This is a genomic window from Bradyrhizobium sp. JR4.3 (assembly GCF_040547695.1).
Lineage (GTDB): Bacteria > Pseudomonadota > Alphaproteobacteria > Rhizobiales > Xanthobacteraceae > Bradyrhizobium > Bradyrhizobium canariense.
In genome coordinates, this window is record NZ_JBEPQF010000057.1 from 1 (window position 1) to 21,648 (window position 21,648).

A 21,648-nucleotide genomic window follows, 5' to 3' on the forward strand; every position below is an offset into this window, starting at 1 on the left:
CCCGGTGCCTCTGTCCCGATGGTCGCACCATACGCTACGATCCTGAATATCGCAGCGGAACATCGGCACCGAGAAACTCTCATACCCGTTACCAACCCGATCGAGCGCCTCAACGGCGAGATCAAGCGGCGCACCGAGGTGGTCGGCATCTTCCCCAATGAGGACGCCATCGTTCGCCTCATCGGCGCGATCCTGCTCGAACAGAATGATGAATGGGCCGTCCAGCGCGCCCGTTACATGACACTGGAAACAATCGCGCCGTTGAGCGATGATCCGAGCGTCAGCCTCACGGCGATCGCCAGCTGACCAGCCCGGCTCTCGCCGGCGAACGCGGTGACCCGCCGCAGCTATACCACGCGAGGGGACACGATCGCGCGCCAAAACGGGCAATGGCTGCGATTCGCCCATCACTGACGCCCGAGTGAACGAATATCGCGCAGTTCGCCCCAACGAGGTGGGCGCCATGTGCTACTGACCTGCCCATAGTTGCCATCTGTTGCGCAGGACACCGTGATCGCCTGTGCTACCGCCTTGACCTCAGGTTTGTGAATGTCGAGCGGTCGACGGGACGGCCGAGGCGCCGAGTTGCCTCCTCCAACGCAAGGCGAATCACGGCCTAGGCCCCTCCTAACGCCTTGAAACTGCCAAGTCCCAATCGATGACCCTCGTCCTTCAGTTGGATCGCACCCACGCCGATCTCACGAGCAAGGCACGTCCGAGAAACCAGCGGCGTCTCCTTGTACCCATCGCCGCGTCTAAGAAACCTCTCCACTTCGCGCGCGGCTTCCCAACTTAGCAGATTGGCATCCGAGACATCCAACGGCGCGCGGTACCCAATGCCATGGTGTTGAGAAGCAACACGGTTTCGATTTCCAGGAACGCAGGAAGCATCGCGGCGGGGTGCATTTTTTACACTAGCGGCGAGGCCGGCGATGTCACGCCTTCTCTGTAATCCCCGACAATGCGGCGCGGCAATCAAGATGGTAGTCTTCCCATCCAGATTGTCGCGCTATACGATAAGTAGGAGCCCCGCTTCTCGATGAAGCCCGGCCCATCTGCGCCGGCCGGCGGTTGATGCCTGGTGTTGGAGCCCCGCCAGGGCCCCTCGCGGGCGTCCTTATCGCTTCCGCCGACCCTCCGACAGCCCTCGTGAGCCGGCCCTTCGCTTCCCGGGCCCAAGTCACGAAAATGAGCTGCGGAAAATAACCCGCTCGGAACGCTCTTGAGCTAGCCCCGCGCCGCCCAGAAATAACCGCCCGGCACAACGATCGGGAAGACGTGCATGCGGCAGTTAACTTGCGATCGGAAGCCGTCAACGTGACCGGCAGAACTGTGCGAGATCCACGAGGTTCGACTTCAACAACGTTCCATGTCGCCGGACAGCTCGCGAGCTGCCGATCGGATCAGAGATTACGCATGAATAGCGCGGTCCCCGTACGGCCCACCGCCTCTTCCTGTCGTCACATGCATTGTAAGCTGGCATTGTGCTTCGTTGTCCAACTCACCACACGCGACGAGATGATGTTGATAAGCCGGCCTCACTTTTGGTTACGGCAGACGGCGCCCGTAAGTGATTTGCGAGCCAAGGCTTCAGGGGCCTCCAAGCGGCGGAAACTCCCCAAATGGCGAAGCTTCCGGCCCTCCGCGGCATCAACCCTTGCGGAGGAACTGCGCAGATACAGCTTTTAGCCGCATGATATTTGCACATTCGAGCAGAAGTGTACGATTTCCGGCTTCAGGAAGACGTATATTTTCCGCGGGCGACGCCCGCGCGATTATGTGATCAAGGGGGTGCCTCCAATGGGGACCAGCGCGGAAGCGCATGATGTCCCGGAAGAGCGCACCTCTCCTGCCAGGCCAACGCCGTTGCACCGGCTGCTAGGCGGGGCTGGCTTCCTAAGCGCACGACCTTGCCTGGCAAGAGCTTCGATGCGCGGTGTGGGATTCGCGGGCCCTGCTTGGGATCAAGACTAGCGGCTCCCCAAAGACCTGCTGCGGCTACTGCTCGCACACAGCGCATCATATGACCGGTCCAAAGGTGACCCTCCGGAGGGATTGCGCCAAACTGCCATCAGGCTTGGCTTGGCGTCGGATCACACCTAGCTGGATCGGCATGGCCGAGATTCCTAGGACTGGACGGGAAAAGAGAATCACTTTGATGAGGCAAACTCGATCGAGCTTCGGTAACTGAGACCGATCTGAACCGGGAGGACTCGATATCCGTTGATCGTGTGTTGCTCGATGCGGCAGGCTTCCTCATCAACGAGCGCGTCGAGATTTACAATTTCGATAACGAGGCGCGATTTCAACCTACATCATTGAAGCGCCTCCAGGGTCCGGCGCCATCGACCTGACTGGTGCGACGGCCCGATTTGCAATGCCCGGTGATAAAATCAGTATCGTTGCATGTGCCTCATTTGATGAGGCAGAAGCGAAGCGTTTCAGACAGCGCGTGGTGCGGCTCGACCGGAATAATCGTATCTTGCTGGGCTGGAACGCGGGCTGCGAATGCTAGCCCCCTTTGCGCAATAAGGCGAGATACGGTTTCCTTTGAGATCGTTGGTTCAGTCGTGAGAGAACGGGTGAATTCGAGGCCGTCCGCCAAGAACGCCGATTTTGGGCGTGCTTTGGATGCCCGGGAGGAAAGCAGCGGGCCGCGCGGCCCGAGCCGTGCGCAGGAATCGATTTCGCATCCTACGATTACTTGGCGCTTGCGAGTGCGCCAAGGATGAGACGGGCCGTCTCCCGTGCGATAGAGGCCGGCACCCCAGTCGGGGCGGGCGGCCCGCGGCTCCGCTGTCGCTGTCCATGCCGCTCGCGGCCGAAGAGCACGGTCCTTCCGCCGTGCAGGCTTTCCTCTGGGGACTCCTGCCCGACAACGAACACGTGCTCGAACGATGAGCCCGAAGATTTCAGGTGTCCGCACGCAACGTGTTTGCTCTTATCTCTTACGTCGGCGAGGATTGCGCGGGTGCCATCAGTTCGTCACGCCTGATCGGCTGGACGCCTTGCGAAGCGGCGCCGAGGACAAGGTCGATTGGCTCGACGACACGGCGATCGCCAAACGCCTGCAAACCTTACGCGAGGATCACGCCGCATGGCGGTTGCCGCGTGACACCGGGCAATTCAGCCTTGCGGGCGCCCAACCCAAAACCGCCTTGCTTCTGCAAAAGGGCAAATGGGGAATTCCCCCTGGGCGCATTCCGACAACGCATATCCTCAAACCGCCGACCGGCCATTTTGATGGACACGCGGAAAATGAACATATCTGCCTCATACTTGCGCGCAATCTCGGTCTGCCCGTCGCCGACACGCAGGTGATAAATTTCGGAAAGGAAATCGCCGTCGTCATCGAGCGCTACGACCGGCAGTTCAGTGGGAACGAGATCGTCCGTGTCCACCAGGAAGATATCTGCCAAGCGCTCGGGATCCTGCCGACCAGAAAGTATCAAAACGATGGCGGACCAAGCCCTGCGGATGTGATCGAGCTTTTGCGCACCTACTCCACGGATCGTGTCGCCGACGTTGACTCGTTTGTCGAGGCGCTAGGCTTCAATTGGCTGATTGCGAGTACGGATGCTCATGCCAAGAATTATTCGCTGCTGCTGGCCGGAGACCCTCACGTACGGCTCGCGCCGCTCTACGATATCGCCAGCGTTCTTCCCTACGATGACGTCGATCTGCGGAAGATCAAGCTCGCGATGAAAATCGGCGGTGATTACAAGCTCAGCCAGATTGGTTTGCGCCGATTGGCAGAAGTTCGCGCGCGAAGCGCGCCTCGATCCTGACAAGGTGATCGCCGGACTGATTTCCATGGCCGAGCAGCTTCCGGACATTGTAGCCGGAAGCAAGCGCAGAAAGACGGATTGGACAATGCCATCATCGCGCGTCTCGCCGAGCTCCTGATCGCAAGAGCCGGGCAATGCGGTCGACTGCTCGGTGAAGCATAGTTTCCGGCGACGGCCGCCAGCAGCGACCATGCTGATCCCCGACGTGGTGCCGATCAGCATGATCGAGATGTCGTTGTCGCAGCCAATGATGATCATCATCGGCAGCACCAACATCAGTTATCGATGTCGACGTCGACGATGTCAGTGGGGGGGCTCGCGATCGTGACACGAGAGGTGATTGCCGACGTCGAGTTCATCGAAATCGACGGGCGCAAGAGAGTGATGGATGCAAGCGGTCACTACAGCCGCCCTGAACTGATCAGCCTCCTGATCGACCGGACACCTTCTTCGCACGTCGACGAACGGATTGTTCCTCACAGGGGCGCGGCTACAAGCGGCCTTCACCGTGAGGACCGTGTTGGGACGCCGCTTAGGCTTCAATGGCCTTCCCCCCGCGCTGGGCGGGCGACAGGGCGTGTCCCGGCTTCAACCCGAACGGCGGGATAGGGCTAACCATCCGAGAGCCGGATAGGCAAAGAGAAAGAGCTTGCAGCGGGGCCGTGTGGACACTCGCATGATCCACACCGATTCTCCATTGCAGACCTGCCCTGCTGCGGAGCCTCGCGAACCGCGAGGCTACAGCGCACGCAAGAGCTCCTGCGTCCTGCAAACACGAGCGCCCGTTTTCGGGCTAGGAATTCCATGGAGGACCGAGAAAGCCAGATCGTCGCCGAGCTGGTGCCCCCCGCTCGCGCGCTCGATGAACAATGCGGACCCAGCCGCGCGGCTCGAGCACTGGACCAAAGAATACGCAACGCCCTGTCGCAGAGCCGGGCTCCGGACGCCATCAACATTCATTACTGCCGCCGCGCGCTGCTCCGGAAGGTGCGCGCGCGCTCTCAGAACCGCAGTTTCAGGGCGATGTATCCAGGTCCATGCCGGACGGATGAAGCAATCAGTACTTTTCAGGTGCCGCGCACCGGAAAGTGCAGCACCTGTTGACAGGACTGGAGCAGATCGGTCCCGACACTCATCTGGCGGTCATTTGTCCGGCATGCTCGTCGGTCCATTTCGTGAATGTCTCCACCGGCAAGCTGCTCGGCGACCGCAGTGCTTCCGAGGGTGCGGTGAGGGCGGTCGCATCCGGCATGCTCACTCCGGATTGGGTGCGCATCCTTTCCGGTGTAGGTCGTGTATCGTCCTTGGAAGATTCAGCGCCCTGGAACCCCATGCGAGCGCTGATGCTTGCTGCCGCTGCAGACGTCGCAGTCGACCTCGCTGCCGGCGCTCTTCGTCAAGCCTCGCCAGCATCGGAGACGGTGCTAACGGCTGGCACGGTGCGGTGCAGCGGCAGCGTGCGTTGAAGGTTGCGGCTGGCCGGCGAATGTCCCTGCGGTTGAAGCGGCATGCGGTCTCGGCCCTTTTGTCGGGCATCATCGCAGGGCGATTCATCCGCTTCGACCGAACATCCAGACCACGCGCGCCCAAGCGCGGGCGGCGCTCAGTCGCAGAGAGAAGGAAGCTAGTATGCAGATTAGCGGTGAGCGCCGGAAGGAACAGAGCTCAAGTCGGAACGAAGCTGAGGCGGACGCGCAGGCGAGCCCAAGCGAAGCTCAGCGGACCAGAAAGATAACGATTCAAGTTTCGGAGAGCATTTTCCAGCGACTTGAAGTCGCGACTGACCGCCCAAGGATGGGCAAGAGCGCCGTCGTAGAGGTTGGGCGCTTCCTGGATCCCAATTCACCGGTGCGGCCTTCACCGGCGCGCTGGCGGGCGCAGGGATCAAGATCTCCATCGGCCGCGGTCGTTGGATGGACAACGTCTGCATCGAGCGGCTGTGGCGGTCTCTCAAGCATGAGGACATCTATCTCAAGGGCTAGGCCGACGGCCGCGAGGCCAAGGCAGGCATTGCAAACTGGATCGCCTTCTACAACGATCGTCGCCTTCATCAGGCACTCGGCTATCGCACGCCGATGGCGGTCTGGCGCGAACGGATGCAGGCCGCGAAGGCTGTGGACATGATGGACAACGCTCACGCGTTGACCACATGCCCACAGCAACAGCAGCAGACAGAGTCTCTGGCAGCGCGGTAGAAAAGGATCAGGAGCGGTCAGTTTCCAACTAACAAACCGGTTCAAGCGGTCCCGCTCCGCGGGGCTATTTCACTACCCTCAATCGCTGATCAAACTGCGTATTAATCTTGTGCTGCAGCTGGCTGCCCTCGTCTGGTTCATCGTCTCTTGGCTCAAAAAGTTGAATTGGAAATCTGAGGTCGCCCTCAAGCGCAGGTCGACGGGCCAAAGCAGGTCAGTTCACGTCGAGATCCGAGCGCCGAAATGGTCATCCTGGAAACCGATCAGGATGTGGAGTGGTGAACTCGGCCTTGCCGCTGTCTGACTTCCCGCCTCGTCGGTCTACAGGCGCGTCAAGAACGTCCGACCAACTGATTGCCTGAGAAGCTCCAAACGGCTGGTCGGATATTCGACACCCGTCGCAAGGACGACAGGAATGATACGAAAAACTGCGCAATATCAACGAGCACTGGCTGGCATGCGACTTGCTATTCGGCAGAGCCAGGTAAAGCGAGTTTGAGCAAATGACCAGTCTGACTGAGAGCGCAAGTCAAGTCGCTGCGGCGAATGTGCTGAGCGTCGGTTCGCGGGCCCCCTCGATCAAAGTTGAGGACTGGCTACGTGGCCAGCCGGTTACAAAGTTCGAGCCTGGGAAACTATACATCGTCGAATTTTGGGCGACGTGGTCCGGAACATGTATTGCCTCGATGGCGAATTTGGTGATGCTGCAAGGCAAATACAGGAACAATGGAGTTGAGGTGGTAAGCATCGCGGCTCACGAACAAGCTTTGACGGCAGATGAGGCGCGAGCCAGCCTGGACGTCTGGTTGACGAAGAACGTGCCGACTCTGAACTACGCGATCGCATTCGACTACGCGGGCGAAATGAACAAGCTTTGGATGGATCCCACTTTTTCTGTCGGGATTCCCACGTCATTCGTGGTCGACCGTGACGGCCGCTTGGCCTTTGTCGGCCATCCGACCCAACTCGATAACGTGTTACCCAAAGTTCTGAATGGCTCCTGGGCAATGAGCGAGGAAGCCAAAGCCCTCGATGCGGAGAGGATAAACACGGGCCGACGCAGAAAGCGCGAACCATCGCAGAAGCGAGCGCTGGTGGAGCCGATCTTTGCCAGACTTAAACCCGCCGTGAAGAGTAAGGATTGGGCGGCAGCCCTTTCTGCGGTTGAGGAGGCACTCGCTGCGATGCCGAACGAGGTCACCTTCCGCGGGCTTCAAGCGGAATTGTTGCTTCACAAGATACGCGACATGAGGGCCGGCCTGCCGGTATTGCGCCAATTGGTTCGCGACGCGATCGACAAGAAATCGGTGGTTTGGATGAGCGTGGCCATCCGCCAACTGTTCGACCCCGCGAAAGACTACTCCGGTTTCCCACATGCAGAGCGCTTTGCCATGGGCAAGGACCTCTCCGAACACATCCTGGCGGCGAATCCGCCTCAAGGCAGCGAGTGCGTGAAGTTCCTGTCGTACGGGGCGGTCGCTCAGTACTACTACGCGACCGGTAAGAGGGATCGCGCGATCGAATTGGTCGAGCTGGCACTGAAGTGGCTGGATGCAGCGCCTGCCTCGGATCTAGCGAAACGGGACGTCGTGGAGTGCTCTCTCCAGGCCTTGGCGAGCTACAGGAGTGAGAAGCTCTCTTACGAGGGGTGCTGTTCAGCCCCGCAAAACACGGCTCGCGAAAAACCGGAACCGAGATCGCCAAGGGAGGCAGCGTGAGCAATGCTGCTTGCCAACTTCTCGGCCGTGGTTTTGCGATCCAAATCGATGCCTCTTGGGAATGTCGGGGCATTCACATGAAGCGAGGACAGGAGGAGCGAGCCGGTGAACGCAGAGGCCGTACCACCACACGTTCTTTATGCCGAATGTTTCTCAAGGTTCGTCGCGCTCCGACGCGACAGAGGCGAGAGTGCCTGCCGAAGTGAAGAGTGTTTGCCGGCTGCTGGGTTGGCGTCCTATAGGATGCTGGATGGCATCTTCGAACAACCAAAAAAGATAGAATGGGTGGTGACGCTGATGCTTTCCAGCTCTCAAGGAAGCTTTCTCAACTTTCTATCGCTGCTCGCAGAAGCGATTCCGAACGTCATTTCGCGTCGACCACCAGCCGATTCAGGAGAGGTGCCAATCCGTGGCTGTGGACTGTGCTGTTCGAAGCCGTCAGCGTCCCCTGCGCCCCCAACCGAAGGAACACTGAGCGAAGCCGTACCTTCATTGACACCCCTCTTTGGTACCACGGCGCCGGGTCGAGCATGATGGACACTCACCGCCAGCGCCGCTCTGTCAAAGCCGCCGCCCTGTTCCAGCCCTCTGGCCCCTGGTACAAAGTTCTTTACATCCAGGTACTCATCGCGATCCTGATTGGCATTCTCGTTGGCTGGTTGTGGCCTGCTGTGGGGACGAGCAGCTGGGTCAAAGCGCTTGGTGACGGTTTCATCAAGCTGATCAAGATGGTGATCGCACCGATCATCTTCTGCACTGTTGTGTCCGGAATTGCGCATGTTCAGGATGCACGAAAGGTCGGCCGAGTCGGGGTCAAGGCGCTGCTCTACTTCGAAATCGTATCAACCTTCGCGCTCGTCCTGGGTCTCGTGATGGGCAATCTCGTTCAGGCCGGTCATGGGCTCGCTCCCAGGGCTGATGCCGCGGCGGTAGCCAATTACGTCAAAAGGGCGGAAGGGCAGAAGGCGGTCGATTTCCTCCTCAATATCATTCCTGATAGCGTGGTTGGCGCCCTGGCGCGAGGCGACGTGCTGCAGGTGCTGCTGTTTGCCATCCTATTCGGATTCTCGCTGATGGCGCTTGGCGAGCGGGGTGAGCGGATGCGCGGTCTGGTTGACGATGCTGCGCACGCGGTGTTTGGCGTCATTAGGATCGTGATGAAGGCCGCGCCGATCGGAGCGTTCGGTGCCATGGCCTACACCATCGGCGAATTCGGACCCTCCGCGCTCGGTAAACTCATCGGACTAGTTGCCCTGTTCTATGTGACAGCCGGGCTCTTCGTGATCATTGTGCTTGGCCTGATCGCGCGCTTGGTCGGCTTTTCTATCCTAAAGTTCATCGTCTACATTAAGGATGAGCTGCTGATCGTGCTCGGAACGTCGTCGTCCGAAAGCGCGCTGCCGCAGTTGATGGAAAAACTCGAACGGCTGGGCTGTTCCAAGCCGGTGGTGGGCCTAGTGGTGCCGACCGGATACTCTTTCAATTTGGATGGGACCAACATTTATATGACGTTGGCGACCTTGTTCATCGCACAGGCGCTCGGGGTCGATCTCAACTTCGGCCAGCAACTCACGATACTGGTGGTAGCAATGCTCACCTCGAAGGGCGCAAGCGGTGTCACCGGTGCCGGCTTCGTCACCCTGGCCGCAACGTTGACGGTGGTCAGTCCTGAGCTTGTCCCGGGCATTGCGATAGTATTCTCGATCGACAAGTTCATGAGCGAGGTGCGCGCGCTTACGAACATCATCGGGAACGGTATTGCCGCGGTATTTGTCTCCTGGTGGGAAGGCGAACTCGACCATGTCTCGCTACATGCGCAGCTCAAGTAGATGTGCGAGCTCAGCTCGGCCCTGCCGACGGCCAATACGTCGCGAACAGAATGACGCGGGCCAGCAAAATCGCAGTTCAATCCTGTCCGGGAGCGCCGGGTTGAGATTTCCAGACTTTGTTGCAACTGCGGACTATAAATCGCTCTTTGAACGCTTCCATTTTGCGTTGACAATTATCGCGCAATAGTGGCCCGGTCTGATTCTAGGGAAATTGTGCAGGTATCACTACGCTCACGGTCGTGTACCAGATCAGCCTTCCGCATTGTGTTTGTGCCAGCCCGCCAGCTGGTGTGGTTCGTTATCCCCGCTTTGAGCTTCCTCAAAAAGCGGGAGCTCAATCGTACCCGGATGAGGATCGACAGTGGTTCAGGGAGACGACGAATCCTGAGCAAACATCGCTCCGCGAGAGGCGTAAAAAGCGCATCGTCTCGCCCTCGACGGGTCGTGGCGTCAAGCTAGCTCTTTTCAAATGTTTCTTCTACGCTAGGCCACGAACGGCATATTCCCTTTGTTGCGGTCATCAGGTGCTGCCTATTATTGCCTCCCGATGAGGCTCCAAAGCGGCCTCAGCAGCTTGGGGCAATCGTGACGATCCATTCTTTTGATTTAGAAGCGAACTTGCGCGGCTACGTACAACGTGACTCCGGGTCGTCGGTCCATTCCTTCGGAAGATGCAGCACGCTGTCGATGAACGCATGACCATGACGCCGAACATACGTAGCGAAGAGTCCGATCTGGCAATTTGTAATCTTTGCCGAACCATTGTATTGTCGCGCAACTCCGCATCACGCTTTGCCCTGTTTGAGAAAGCTGGCCCCGTCGATCACCGGCACGTCATTGTCATCCGCCAAATGCTCGACGTAGTCGCGCACGATATCGCGCAGGGCCTCAGCGTCCCCATCCCTATGGCCCAGAATTGCCTGTTGCCGCCACGGGCCGGGATCGCCAGCCGCCTCCGCCCGCATGCAACCGGTGTTGCGCTGGTCATCCCCGAGCAGACCTTCCAGGAACAGGCCGGCATTCGTCGCACACGCTCTTGCGCAGAAAGCACGATAGAGGCAACTGTAATGATATAGCATGTGCACCCACCTACTCCACGGCGGAGATTATGCGGTCCAATTCAGTCGTCTGGCGCTCGAACAGGCCGCCGGGCTTGCCAGCGAGCGTGGCATGGGTGGCCCTGCTCGGCGATTTAGCCGCGGTCGAACACCAGGATGGAATCGAAGCTGCGCATCGTCGAGAGCCGTTGTGCGATCACGATCGAGGTGCGGTCTTTCATCAGCCGCTTGATCGTCTGCTGGATCAGCGCTTCAAAGTCCGAATCCAGGCTCGAGGTCGCTCGTCCAGGATCAGCAGCGGAGCATCGGTCAGGAAGGCGCGCGCCGGCGTCACGCGCTGGCGCTCGCCGACCAGCGTGCCGTAGCCCTTGGCGTAGGATGAAGTCGTGCGCATTCGTCAGCCGCGCCGCCTGCTCGATCGCCGCTAGGCTGGCGCCGGGGCCGGCCGTACGCGATGTTCTCGGCGAGCAAGCGGTGGAACAGGATCGGATCCTGCTGCACGATCGCGATCTGGCTCCAGAACGATTGCTGCGTGGCCATCGCGATCTCTCGCCCGTCGATCAGGATGCGACCGCCCGAGGCGCCGTAGAGCCGCTGCACCAGCTTGACGAAGGTGGCCTTGCTGGAGCCAGAGCGGCTGACGAGGCCGACCCGTTCGCCGGCGCGGATCGTTGCCAACAGCGCGTCATACAGCGGTGCCCGATGACTGGAGTAGTGGAACGTGACATCGTCGAACACGATCTCGCCGCGCTCGATCGCGATCGGCTGTGCGTCGCGCGCATCGGCAATCCGATCGACTCGTCATGGATCGCCACCAGCTCCTGCATGTCATTGACCTAGCGCTAGAGGTTGTTGATGTGCATGCCGACGTCGCGCAAGTACGCGTGAATGACGTAATAGCTCGTCAGCACATAGGTAACGTCGCCGGGCGAGGCGTAGGCGGCACCACAGCAGCACCGAACGACCGATCAGGGACGCGCGCAGGCATAGCAGGAGCGAGAGCTGTGCCATGGCGGTGTAGTTGTAGCGGAACCAGGTCCGCCGCACCCGCACGCGCCAGCGCTTGATGACGCGCCCAAGCCGCGCATCCTCGCGCGCTCCCGCGCCGAACGACTTCACCACCGCATTGCATGTCAGCGCATCCGCCAGCGGCAGGAGGTGTAAATGCGACGCACAATCGGAATGGATATCCACGAAACTTTCGGCGAGGTGGTTTTCTGGGAAAACGGCAGACTTCGACCGGCCGGTCGCGTCGATATGACCCGCACGGCACTGGAGGGCTTTGGCAAAACCTTCAACCGATAGACGAGGTGGTGATCGAAGCGACCGCCAACTGCATGGCGGTGTCAAGGGTGCTGTCGCCGTTCGTGAAGCAGGTTGTCATCGCCAACCCATTGCAGGTGAAGGCAATCGCGCATGCCCATGTGAAGACCGACAAGGTCGACGCGGGCACGCTGGCCAGCTTGTACGCGGCCGGCTATCTGCCGGAAATCTGGACGCCGGACGCGGCCACAGAACGGCTGCGCAGGCTGATCGCTCGGCGTTACCAGGTCGTGCGGCATCGGACCCGGATCAAGGACGAAGTGCATGCAATCCTTCACGCGCACCTGATCCCAAAATGTCCGCACGCCGATTTATTCAACGGTCGCGGCCGTGATTGGCTGGCGCACCAGCCGGCACCCGACGACGAACGGGATGCTATTGAGCGGCATGTGCGCCAGCTCGATCGGCTCGCCGAAGATCTCACGATCCTCGATCGGGAGATCGGCACAAACAGCCTGGACGACGGCTCGGTCAGGCGGCTGCTGACGATCACCGGCGCCAATTTGGCGGTGGCGGCCGGGTTGATGGCGGCAATTGGCGATATCACGCGTTCAAGAGCCCGCAGAATGATCAGCTACTTCGGGCTCAATCCGCGTGTGTACCAGTCGGGCCTCGGTGCCGCTCATGACGGCCGGATCAGCAAGGTCGGACGTAGCCACGCCCGGGCCATGCTGGTAGAAGCCGCCTGGGCTGCCGCCAAGACACCCGGACCGCTCCACGCTTTCTCCGTGCGCATCCGCGCCAGACGGGGCCATCAGGCTGCCGCTCTGCGGACAAAGTCCGTCGGCCAGCGGTGGAGCGGCTAGTCCCAGTAATGAAAGCTGGGCACCTTCGCCGTCGCAGGCGGCATTCGGTCATTGGAGCTTGAGAACTTTCTGGCATTTGGCTGTCGAAGTGGGTTAAGGACGCGGACACCTCGCACGCGGCGTGCTCGCCACAGCGAGGCGCAACCTGATCGGGTCGCTTGGAGTGAGACGCACGCACACGCGAGTTTGGTTGGTGTTCCACATTTGGGCCGGCGTCATGCGCTTGTTTGCGCCGCAGACGGACCCTCGCCGCGAAGGGCAAGTTTGCTGGCCGACCGATGCCGTGGCCAGAGAGGAGGAGATCGCAATGAGCGGCGCCGTGGACGGCTCGACCGTGTACCGGATCAAGCAGCGCGTCTCGAAGCCGAGCGGAAAGCGACCGTGCCCGTCGCAGCACGAGGTTAACGATGTCCATTATTCGCGATGCCGTGAGTCATTCTTAAGACAATGTATGGACCAACTCCGGCAGTGCCAAGTAGGCCACACTGATTTCGCGACGGCTCGACTTCCATCGCATTCGCAAGCACGCAAGATGACTGAACATGGTCGAGATCGATCGCCGTCGCGTCGTTCCACTCCCACCTTTTCGCGAGCGGTGGGATACTCGAACGTGACGGCGCGCCGGCTGGAAGTGATCACGGAGACGCGATCACGTTCGGCAACTGATTTGTGCCTTTGACGCGCGCAACCTGACGGTCGTTGACGACAGCGATCTTTTCGTCCGAACGGTTCTGTGCCGCACGGTCGCGAACACGCTTTCGATGGGGTTGGTCATGCGCAAGTGATCCCAATGCTCGGCCGGGAAGTCGTAGAAGGCCAGCAGCGCGTCGGTCCTTGGCCGGTCCCTGGCGAGGCATTCACCGCCCGGCCGTACTTGGCGCGGTATTTCTCGGCGAAGACGTCGATCGCCGCTTCGGCGGCCGCCCGGTTCGGCGCCCAGTAGACTTCGCGCAGGTCCTTCTTCATGTTGGCCTGCACCGAGGGCGGGACCTTGTCTAGGACGTTCACGTCTTGTGCACCCAGCAGCGCTGGTGCCGCGTGCCGGGAAAGACTTCGTCAAGCGCCTTCCAGAAGCCGAGCGCGCCGTCACCAACGGCGATTTCCGGGGCGACTTGCAACCGCGTTGCTTCACGTCGATCAAGAGCTCACGCCAGCTCTGCGTGCTCTCCCGGACGCCGATCTGAAGGCCAATCAGCTCCTTCTTGCCTTCCGGCGTCGCGCCGATCAGCACCAACATGCACTCGCCGTGGTCTTCCATGCGTGCCTGCAGGAAGACGCCATCGGCCCACGCATACACGTAGCGTCGCGCCGACAGATCGCGCTTTTGCCAGCGCTCATACTCGCCCTGCCACTCGGCCGTTAGCCGGGAGATGACCGCCGGCGACAGGTTCGGCGCGCCTTTACCCAGTAGGGCCGTCAGCGCCTCCTGGAAATCGCCCGTCGAGATGCCGCGCAGGTACAGCACCGGCAACAGCGCATCCAGACCCCTGGTCCGCCGCGCCCTCAGCGGCAAAATCGCCGAGCTGAAGCGGATCCGCTCGCCGCCATCGGCCGCTCCGCGGTCCCGAATCTTCGCCCGCGCGACGTCGACCGGTCCGAAGCCGGTAGCAATCGTTCGGGCCGGGCCGTAACCATGCCGCACGAGACGGGCGCGCCCGTCGTCAAGCTTCAAATCCTTCACCGTGGCAAGAAACGTCTCGAGTTCGATCTCCACGGCCTGCGCCGGAAGCTGCCGCGCAGCAACTCGCAGAATATTGGTCAGTGGATCGTCGATATCGTCAAGCTGACGAAGGGCAACAATATTGCTAGTCACGTTCATGGCGTATCGCTCTCCTTGAGAGGTTCTGGCAGGCTCGACACCCGCCACGATACGCCGCCTATCTCATTCCGTCATCACCCACTTTCCCGCCTAGCTCGCCTATGCCGGATGCTTACCTACCTGATTGTAACCACCCAGCAACTCCAGCGCTTCTGCGCGCCTCAGCAAATTGACAGCCAGTGCCAACGCTGTGCGCCAAGCGTTGGTTAGACAAGCGCCTGTTGTCTTAGAGTTTCACCAGCTCGTGCGGCTTAGCTCTCTGGGCCATTATGTTCGACGACGAATATTAGATTTTTGCGACGAAGGGAAAGCTCCATCTGCTGTCTCTCTGAGTGGCTCTAAGCAAAACCTAAAGGCGCCGGATCGCGATGCCTGCAGCCCGATAGCTGTCGCTATCGCGCTTACGGATCAGATCACGAACAGCTCGCGTGGAAGCTTTGTGAATGGTTCGCCGCCACCGTCAGTTACGCGGAAGGTTTCACCGATCACGTAACCGACATCTTCGTCGATCCAGTTTCCAAGCATGAGGTGAAAGGTCATATTCGGCTTTAGGACCGTCATATCACCCTCCTTTAGGCTCGCGGTCGGTTCTGTCCAATCGATACCGACAACGTAGCCACATCGCGAATCTTTCTCAAAGCCATGTTTTTTAAGGGTGGCATTGAAAGCTACTGCGACATCGCTGCAGGTCGCTCCGGTCTTGGCGGCGGCAAGTGCGGCCTCCAAACCGGCGACCTCTCCTTCATGCAGCCGCCGGATATGGTCTGACGGCTTGCCAAGGGAAAATGTGCGCATCAATGGGGAAGTATAGCCGTGTCGGACGCCACTAAGCTCGAGATTGATCTGTGACCCCAGTAAGAAGACGTCCTCAGTCCAGCGAATGTGACACGTAGAAATGCGCGGCGTAGCGCACAGATAAAAGCTCGCAACATCGGTACCAGGCTTACCGTTAGCGCCGCGTACCAACGTCGCAATGATCTCCGCGGCTGCATCTGGCTCGCGCACGCCTGCTCGAATAACGTCCTTGGCTCTGAGCATTCCGGCGTCGGAAATGGCGGCGGCCTCGCGCATCAGGGCGATTTCCAGATCCGACTTGAGACCTCGAATCCAGGTAACGGCGTTGGTGCAATCGACAATTCTCGCTTCGGCCGAACGAGACTTGAACTTCTCAACAGTCGAGGTCGATAAGAACTTCGCCTCGAGGCCGATCGCCTTGCGGCCCAAACCGACGTCCAAAATGAATTCAATGATCGCATCGTATCCATCCCGCTCAGGATTGGCGATAAGAGCCTCCGGGTAGCCGGCCACGTTGCCACGATCGATAAACATTTGATGAATTGCCGCTGGTCTGTCCATGCGGCGTGTAACGAAGCTCGGCTCCTCATCTGCGAGCGAGACGATCAAACCTTGAGGGACATACCCCGATTTTGATGTGTATCCGGAGAGATATGTGATGTTGGCTGGAGTCGTGACAACCAGGACTTCAACCTCTCTGCGCTTCATCTCCGATTTAACAGCAGTCAATCTTCTCAGATATTCAGAACGCGGGAACGGCTGCGAGGCTTTCGGCATTGCCATGATTTCAACTCCTTGCGTGACAGTAGTGGTGGTTCGGATAGCTTGTGGATCAGCCCCGTTATGCGCGCATCGCCTCCTTGTCGCCCGGGCAACTCAAGCATTGATGGTTCAAGGAATGTGCCAATCGTAATCCGTTTGAGGCCGCTGTGGTTGTGGCACGGATCGGACGTCGAGGTCGTTACGAGTTCAGTTGTGTTCCAAGCTTACCGAGTCCCTATCGGGTCGTCGACCCGAGGTGCGACTGTTGGCGTAGGCGGGCCAGACCGCCCGTTCGCTCGGAACAGAGATAGATCGGAGGCACGCAGCCGGAACAGAAGCCGACTTTTCGCTGGCGCTGCCTGCATGAGCTGACTTTTTGTCAGAACAGCGTCGGCTCACGATCGTACTGACGAGCCGCTGCAACCGGTCGACTTAGAACCATCATTGATAATAGGCTGTTCACCCTGTCAGTCGGAGAAATCGGCCTTTCGCTGACGATCCATGGTATGCTGCTAATGATGGCGTCCTGTTCGGGACCGGTAAGCAACCTGGCTCAGCTTGCCGAGCAGTTCGACGTCCACCTAAATCAGATCGCGGCGTAGAAGACGCAGCTGGAGGGTGGCGCTTCCGGAGTTTTTGGACTTCGCGGCGCTGCGCCGGCCACGCCTGCGATCGATGTGGAGTCGCTGCATGCCAAGATCGAGGAGCTGACGCTGGAGAACGATAGAACGTGGAATACGGGATCATCAACATCGGAATGATGCGGCCAGAAAGAGCGAGCCAAGTCCAGGAGATCCTGTGCCGTGTCGAGCTGCAGCACCTGGCCGAGCGCTACCCGCGAGAGCTTTCAGGCGGGCAGCAACAACGGGTCGCGCTAGCCCGAGCGCTTGCCTTTCAGCCAAAAGTGCTTCTGCTTGATGAACCATTCTCCAATCTTGATGCGCAGCTTCGGGGCCACCTTCGAGAGGACCTGCATAACCTGATCCGCAGCCTTGAAATGACCACGATCAAGACGAGGCCCTCCAGCGACTTGGCCGGTCGCGGAGTCCATAGGGGAATGCTCCCTCTTCGCGGGAGAATTTGTCGACCAGGATTTAGAACGCGCGACGGATTTACCTTGCCAACTTTTGGACGAGCAGGAAAGGCTATAGGTGTTATCAGGCCAGAGAATGTGAAGGATACCGCGGTACCCACCGCCCAGGCGACGATCGAAGAGAGCTTCGGCCCAGGCGATGCCCTCCATGTTTCGTTTGTCTTTCCAGGCCATTCGGCGACTACGGCGCGCCATTTAGCGTTGCCTCGATTGTACCCGTCTATAATTCGAATACGCTCAAGCAGCCGCTGGTCGCACTTGCGGACAGCGCGCGGCCCGACTGCAAGCACCGTTCCGCTCCAAAACGCTCGACCGCCCGAATCCTCATGTCAGCGACAATCAACACCCTACCTTGTTGGGTAGTACCTTGATCCTTGTTGATGATCTACGTTTAATCATCCACTCGGCAACACGCTATTACACAGGAAGGCTAAGGCGCAGCGAAGGTAAGCGTATGAAACCGGTGCGCCTCGTAAGATCGATTCGAAAGTAGGACGAAGCACTTTGTCCAAGGTAGCACTGCCAAGTTTTGGATAGGATTTCCATTCCTCAGTTGCGAGTCGGTGAGGCGGCTATCGCTTACGTGCGGGTCTATTTGAGCTTGGATGTGATTACAGATGGCTGAGTTTCACGCGCGGTTCGCTTCCCTGAAGTCCGAACAGTTGTTCTACGGTGCACCTGTAGGTATCCTGCAGCTTGAGCGAGCCCACTCGCCCGGTATTCGCCCCTACATTCCAGGCAGCGTTGGCAACGCCAGCACATGGAGTGTCCCTGTGCGGTACAAGACGCTGCCTGTCCTTCACAATGGCGCGGAAATGAGATTCGTCGTGATTCGCGCCGCGACTGAGCTCGTATGTGAGGGGGCGCAACTTATCACGTCCAACTGCGGCTTCATGATCCAATACCAGGAGCCCGTCCGGGCCGCAGTTGACGTGCCCGTGCTCCTATCAAGTCTTCTGCTTGCTCCCTTCCTCGAAAGCGTGCTTCCGCGCGGCAAGGTACTCGGCATCATTACAGCGAGCGCAGCTTCGCTGACCCCCGCCTTACTGGAAGCTGCTGGGCTCTCAGCTAAGTCCAAACGCGTGGTCGTCGTTGGACTCGAGAATGCTCCCGCATTCGCGGCCGCATTTCTCAACGCTCAAGGGGACTTGGATGTACGCGCCGTCGAGACCGAAACCGTCCAGACTGCGGTGGCTCTGCTTAACGACCGACCGGACATTGGGATGCTGCTACTAACTTGCTCCGAGTTGCCGCCCTACGCCGCGGCGGTCCAGCGGGCGACCGGAATTCCGGTTTTCGACTACACATCTATGGTTGAGTTCTTCATTGCCGGGCTAATACGCAGACCTTTCAACGGTCTCGTTTAACCGAATCTCGACTGACCGTAAGCAGCGTTGGCGAAGATGCCTGCCTGGCAGAGCAGACAGCGCACGGCCGCCGGTGTGCATTCCACTGCGCGGCCGCTCGGCCGTTTCGTTTTGGTTCCCCTACGCTAGGCCAGACGCTCGGGGTTCTTCTAGCCGTAAGTTGCACCCGTCTTGCTTTCGACTTCCAGCTTTAATCAAGCTTGGGGCGGCAGAGCCGATCATCTCGCACAATAGACCGGCGTCAGGCGTCTTCTCCACGAGTGTGCGCAGGTTCATCATGATCACTGGGGAGACTACCGCACCCGTTGCGACGCACGGAGGTCGACGATCTCGGACCGGTGATCTCAACTCCATGTGCGCGAGCACTATCGTACGAACAATCGCGACGAGATCGAAACTGCCTTCTGCTGTTCTTGTAAGAACGTGCTAAGCGATTGCGCCCATGCTTGGCCGCAGGCCGATGGCGCACGCTGCCGGGCAATGTTCAGTGCTTCGCTCCGTAGGGCGGCTCACGGCTCACCATCAATCGTCGCAGGCGAGACATCCCGCTTGATGGGAGGCCGTTTGTGACGCCCGAAGGTGTTAAGTACGTGATGTTGGAAAGCTGACGACCGCGAGGCCATTTCGAAATGAGCTCCTGTTGCACGTGTTTTCTTCCGGTCACACCATCATGCGCGCGCAATTCTCGCATGGCACACCATTTGCTTGGATCAAGAGGGCTGCAGCAAACCGTTCGGGCGGCCCTGTTGCCAGGAACACCCGACAAGAAATACTTGGATGTTAGGAAATTTGCTGAGTCCGTTACGCTCGGCCCGATAGGGGCAGAGCTTGCAGCGCGAGGAGAAATGGGATGCTTTGGGAGGCGTTCATCACGTGTGCGGTGACCGGAGGAGGCGAGGCACCACGGCAGAAAAACGTGCCGGTAACGCCGGAACAGATCGCCGAATCGGCGATCGAGGCGGCACGTGCGGGAGCCGCGGCCGTGCACATCCACGTGCGTGATCTTACAACCCGGGAGGGCTCGCTGGACCCGTTGTTGTTTCGGTCAGTAGTGAAGCGAATTCGGCAGTCGGATGTCAATCCAGTGCTCAACCTGACGACGGGAGACGGCTGCAGAATCGTGTTAGGTGGGCCGGACGCGCCGCTGCCGTCGGCCTCCGGGACGTGGATGGCGAGCGCGCGTGAGCGGATGGAATTTATCGAGGAGCTGCGTCCGGAGATCTGCACACTTGATTGCGGTTCGAAGAGCGGCAAGGCGAACGTTGAAAGTGTCATGGTCAACACGCTCGGAATGATGCGCTCGATGGCCGCGCGCTGCCAAGAGCTTGGGGTTAAGCCTGAGCTTGAGGTGTTCGATACCGGCCATGTCCTTTTGGCCAACGATCTTGTCAAAGAAGGGTTGATTGATGGCGTGCCTTTGTACCAACTGTGCATGGGCGTTGGTTACGGCGCGCCGGCCGATTTGACCACGCTGATGGCGATGGTGCATCTGCTGCCGCCGAATGCGGTGTATTCAGCTTTCTCGGTGGGACCGATGCAGCTTCCGTATGCTGCAGTGTCGCCGCTTGCGGGCGCGCATGTGCGGGTGGGCTTGGAAGATAATCTATATCTCTCCCATCGGCGATTGGCGACAAACGCCGAACTCGTGCGACGGGCCGTCGGCATTCTTGAGCGCATAGGAGTGGGGGTGATGAGTGCGGATCGAATGCGCGAGAAGCTTAAACTAAACGTTCAGGGAGCCCGTCGTGGTGCTTGAGAAGTCATCTCTTCCCGAAGCGCTGCCGCACGCTATTGGCATCGGCGACGGCCGAACGCATTACACGCAGCAGGTCACGCCTAGCACAGCAAGCGACATTCGCTTCGACGCAGAGCCCCAGTCCAACAGCGGGATCGTGCGCATGCTGAAGTCTCGGCGATCTGACAAGCGCGTGCATCTCTTTCACGTGATCACACGTAAGGGGCACGAGTATTAATACCGGAAAATGCGCCACCTTGGAGCTAAAATATCTCGCTTTTGAGCAAATCGGAAAGGGAAGACCGAATGGTCAGGATCGGATCCAAGACTCACCAACAGCAGTCCCACGAACGGGGATGGTCGCTTGCAGGCCGAGTTGCCCTGGTGACTGGAGCAACAGGCGGGCTTGGGAAAGCCGTCGTGAGCGAACTGCGCGAACGCGGGGCGAATGTGTATGGGGTAGGTAGTGCCAGCCGGGGTGTCTTCCATGCGAATCTCGCAACTGCGAGCGGGAATCGCGAGATGATCAGCCATGTCCTCGCGGAAGCTGGACGTCTCGACATCCTCATCTTGAATGCTGGCTGTCAGTTCGTCGCGCCGATCAACGAGCTTCCGGACGCTGAATGGGAGCGTCTTCGAGGCGTGATGCTGGACGGGCCATTCTTAGCGATGAAGGCAGCGTGGTCGGCTCTGACGAAATACCATGGCGGCCGCGTCGTGGTCACGGCGTCCACGGCGAGCTTCCTGGGGGCGCCGGGCAAGGCTGCATATACCGCCGCCAAGCACGGGGTTCTCGGCCTGGTCCGCGTGGCCGCCTTGGAGGGCGCTCCGCATGGTCTAACTGTCAACGCGGTAGCGCCCGGCTGGATGGATACCGCAATGATGCGCAATCAGCTGGAAGTTCAGGCAGCGACAACGGGCGTGAGCACCGAGGAAATCTTTGCGCGTTTTCGCGCAGCGCAACCAGCCAAGCGCTTAGTCGAGGTCCGTGAGGTCGCCGCCACTATCGGCTTTCTCGCGAGCCCTTCTGCTTCCGGCATCAATGGCGAGTGCGTTACCATCGACCTTGGTGCAAGTTCCCGATGACCACGGCAGCCGATCTCCCAGCGATGGGGCGGATGGACACGCCATACGCGCGAGCCGACGGGGCTTGCACGGGCGAAGAGTCGGCGGACATTGCGCACCAGCCACCACGCAACACGAATGGGTTTGTGTTCCTCAGCGGCCGCGGTAATCGCGGTCTTACATGATTGCGGAGCACTCAACTGGTTCGACCGGCAGGTAAATCCGACCGAGCCGTAGTACCCGAAATGGTGCAGCTAGAAAAGCCAGGACCAGAACTTCGCCGATGTGACAGCCG

The 21,648-nt window shown here is 59.6% G+C and carries 11 protein-coding genes and 10 pseudogenes; 14 read left to right on the forward strand and 7 right to left on the reverse strand.

Annotated elements, in window-relative coordinates; all coding sequences use genetic code 11:
* The coding region (locus ABIB91_RS39825) for a transposase (RefSeq protein WP_354172476.1) at positions 1 to 306 on the forward strand (306 nt) is incomplete at its 5' end.
* 67 nt (positions 307 to 373) lie between these two features.
* Here the strand turns inward: ABIB91_RS39825 and ABIB91_RS39830 are convergent.
* Positions 374 to 838, reverse strand: a pseudogene (locus ABIB91_RS39830) (pyridoxal-phosphate dependent enzyme); the annotation flags it as partial.
* Positions 839 to 2,198: 1,360 nt separating this feature from the next.
* Between ABIB91_RS39830 and ABIB91_RS39835 the strand changes: the two are divergent.
* The 6 genes and pseudogenes from ABIB91_RS39835 (at position 2,199) to dctA (ending at position 9,530) form a co-directional block, all read left to right on the forward strand.
* Positions 2,199 to 2,515 (forward strand): annotated as a pseudogene (locus ABIB91_RS39835) (aspartate 1-decarboxylase).
* Positions 2,516 to 2,808: 293 nt separating this feature from the next.
* Positions 2,809 to 2,901, forward strand: coding sequence for a hypothetical protein (locus ABIB91_RS39840; protein ID WP_354172478.1), 93 nt, complete (start codon positions 2,809 to 2,811; stop codon positions 2,899 to 2,901).
* Entirely contained in the window at positions 2,898 to 3,788 is an 891-nt protein-coding gene (locus ABIB91_RS39845) for a HipA domain-containing protein (RefSeq protein ID WP_354172480.1), read from the forward strand. The genes ABIB91_RS39840 and ABIB91_RS39845 overlap by 4 nt, the downstream gene beginning before the upstream one ends.
* Before the next feature lie 1,832 nt (positions 3,789 to 5,620).
* Positions 5,621 to 5,863 (forward strand): annotated as a pseudogene (locus tag ABIB91_RS39850) (integrase core domain-containing protein); the annotation flags it as partial.
* 623 nt (positions 5,864 to 6,486) lie between these two features.
* Positions 6,487 to 7,701 carry a TlpA disulfide reductase family protein gene (locus tag ABIB91_RS39855; protein ID WP_354172482.1) on the forward strand — a complete coding sequence of 405 codons (1,215 nt, stop codon included), beginning with the start codon at positions 6,487 to 6,489 and terminating at the stop codon, positions 7,699 to 7,701.
* Positions 7,702 to 8,234: 533 nt separating this feature from the next.
* Positions 8,235 to 9,530, forward strand: coding sequence for a C4-dicarboxylate transporter DctA (dctA, locus tag ABIB91_RS39860; protein ID WP_354172500.1), 1,296 nt, complete (start codon positions 8,235 to 8,237; stop codon positions 9,528 to 9,530).
* Between the two features lie 644 nt (positions 9,531 to 10,174).
* On the opposite strand, the pseudogene ABIB91_RS39865 reads toward dctA, so the two are convergent.
* Positions 10,175 to 10,609, reverse strand: a pseudogene (locus ABIB91_RS39865) (transposase); the annotation flags it as partial.
* A gap of 10 nt (positions 10,610 to 10,619) precedes the next feature.
* Positions 10,620 to 11,737, reverse strand: a pseudogene (locus tag ABIB91_RS39870) (ABC transporter ATP-binding protein); the annotation flags it as partial.
* Positions 11,738 to 11,752: 15 nt separating this feature from the next.
* On the opposite strand from ABIB91_RS39870, the pseudogene ABIB91_RS39875 reads away from it, so the two are divergent.
* A pseudogene (locus tag ABIB91_RS39875) lies at positions 11,753 to 12,681 on the forward strand (IS110 family RNA-guided transposase); the annotation flags it as partial.
* Positions 12,682 to 13,390: 709 nt separating this feature from the next.
* On the opposite strand, the pseudogene ABIB91_RS39880 reads toward ABIB91_RS39875, so the two are convergent.
* Positions 13,391 to 14,536: pseudogene (locus ABIB91_RS39880) on the reverse strand (IS256 family transposase); the annotation flags it as partial.
* 408 nt (positions 14,537 to 14,944) lie between these two features.
* Positions 14,945 to 16,114, reverse strand: a complete 1,170-nt coding sequence (locus ABIB91_RS39885; RefSeq protein WP_354172484.1) for a M24 family metallopeptidase — start codon at positions 16,112 to 16,114, stop codon at positions 14,945 to 14,947.
* A 527-nt stretch (positions 16,115 to 16,641) separates the two neighbouring features.
* On the opposite strand from ABIB91_RS39885, the pseudogene ABIB91_RS39890 reads away from it, so the two are divergent.
* A pseudogene (locus ABIB91_RS39890) lies at positions 16,642 to 16,818 on the forward strand (IS3 family transposase); the annotation flags it as partial.
* A gap of 35 nt (positions 16,819 to 16,853) precedes the next feature.
* A pseudogene (locus ABIB91_RS39895) lies at positions 16,854 to 16,961 on the forward strand (Fe3+/spermidine/putrescine ABC transporter ATP-binding protein); the annotation flags it as partial.
* A 6-nt stretch (positions 16,962 to 16,967) separates the two neighbouring features.
* Here the strand turns inward: ABIB91_RS39895 and ABIB91_RS39900 are convergent.
* Positions 16,968 to 17,360: a hypothetical protein gene (locus tag ABIB91_RS39900; protein WP_354253299.1), complete on the reverse strand. Its 393-nt coding sequence runs from the start codon at positions 17,358 to 17,360 to the stop codon at positions 16,968 to 16,970.
* 443 nt (positions 17,361 to 17,803) lie between these two features.
* Here ABIB91_RS39900 and ABIB91_RS39905 point away from each other — a divergent pair, with 443 nt between their 5' ends.
* On the forward strand, positions 17,804 to 18,553 hold the full coding sequence (locus ABIB91_RS39905; protein WP_354172486.1) for an aspartate/glutamate racemase family protein: 750 nt from the start codon (positions 17,804 to 17,806) through the stop codon (positions 18,551 to 18,553).
* 152 nt (positions 18,554 to 18,705) lie between these two features.
* Here the strand turns inward: ABIB91_RS39905 and ABIB91_RS39910 are convergent.
* Positions 18,706 to 18,832 (reverse strand): annotated as a pseudogene (locus ABIB91_RS39910) (IS256 family transposase); the annotation flags it as partial.
* Between the two features lie 571 nt (positions 18,833 to 19,403).
* Here ABIB91_RS39910 and ABIB91_RS39915 point away from each other — a divergent pair.
* From ABIB91_RS39915 to ABIB91_RS39925, 3 genes are all read left to right on the forward strand, one after another.
* Complete coding sequence (locus ABIB91_RS39915; RefSeq protein ID WP_354172488.1) at positions 19,404 to 20,309, forward strand: beta-keto acid cleavage family enzyme; 906 nt, start codon at positions 19,404 to 19,406, stop codon at positions 20,307 to 20,309.
* Positions 20,299 to 20,526 carry a hypothetical protein gene (locus ABIB91_RS39920; protein WP_354172490.1) on the forward strand — a complete coding sequence of 76 codons (228 nt, stop codon included), beginning with the start codon at positions 20,299 to 20,301 and terminating at the stop codon, positions 20,524 to 20,526. Before ABIB91_RS39915 ends, ABIB91_RS39920 begins: the two co-directional genes overlap by 11 nt.
* A gap of 68 nt (positions 20,527 to 20,594) precedes the next feature.
* The gene (locus ABIB91_RS39925) at positions 20,595 to 21,374 is read left to right on the forward strand and encodes an SDR family NAD(P)-dependent oxidoreductase (protein ID WP_354172492.1); all 780 of its coding nucleotides are present in this window, start codon (positions 20,595 to 20,597) and stop codon (positions 21,372 to 21,374) included.
* The last annotated feature ends 274 nt before the right edge of the window (positions 21,375 to 21,648 follow it).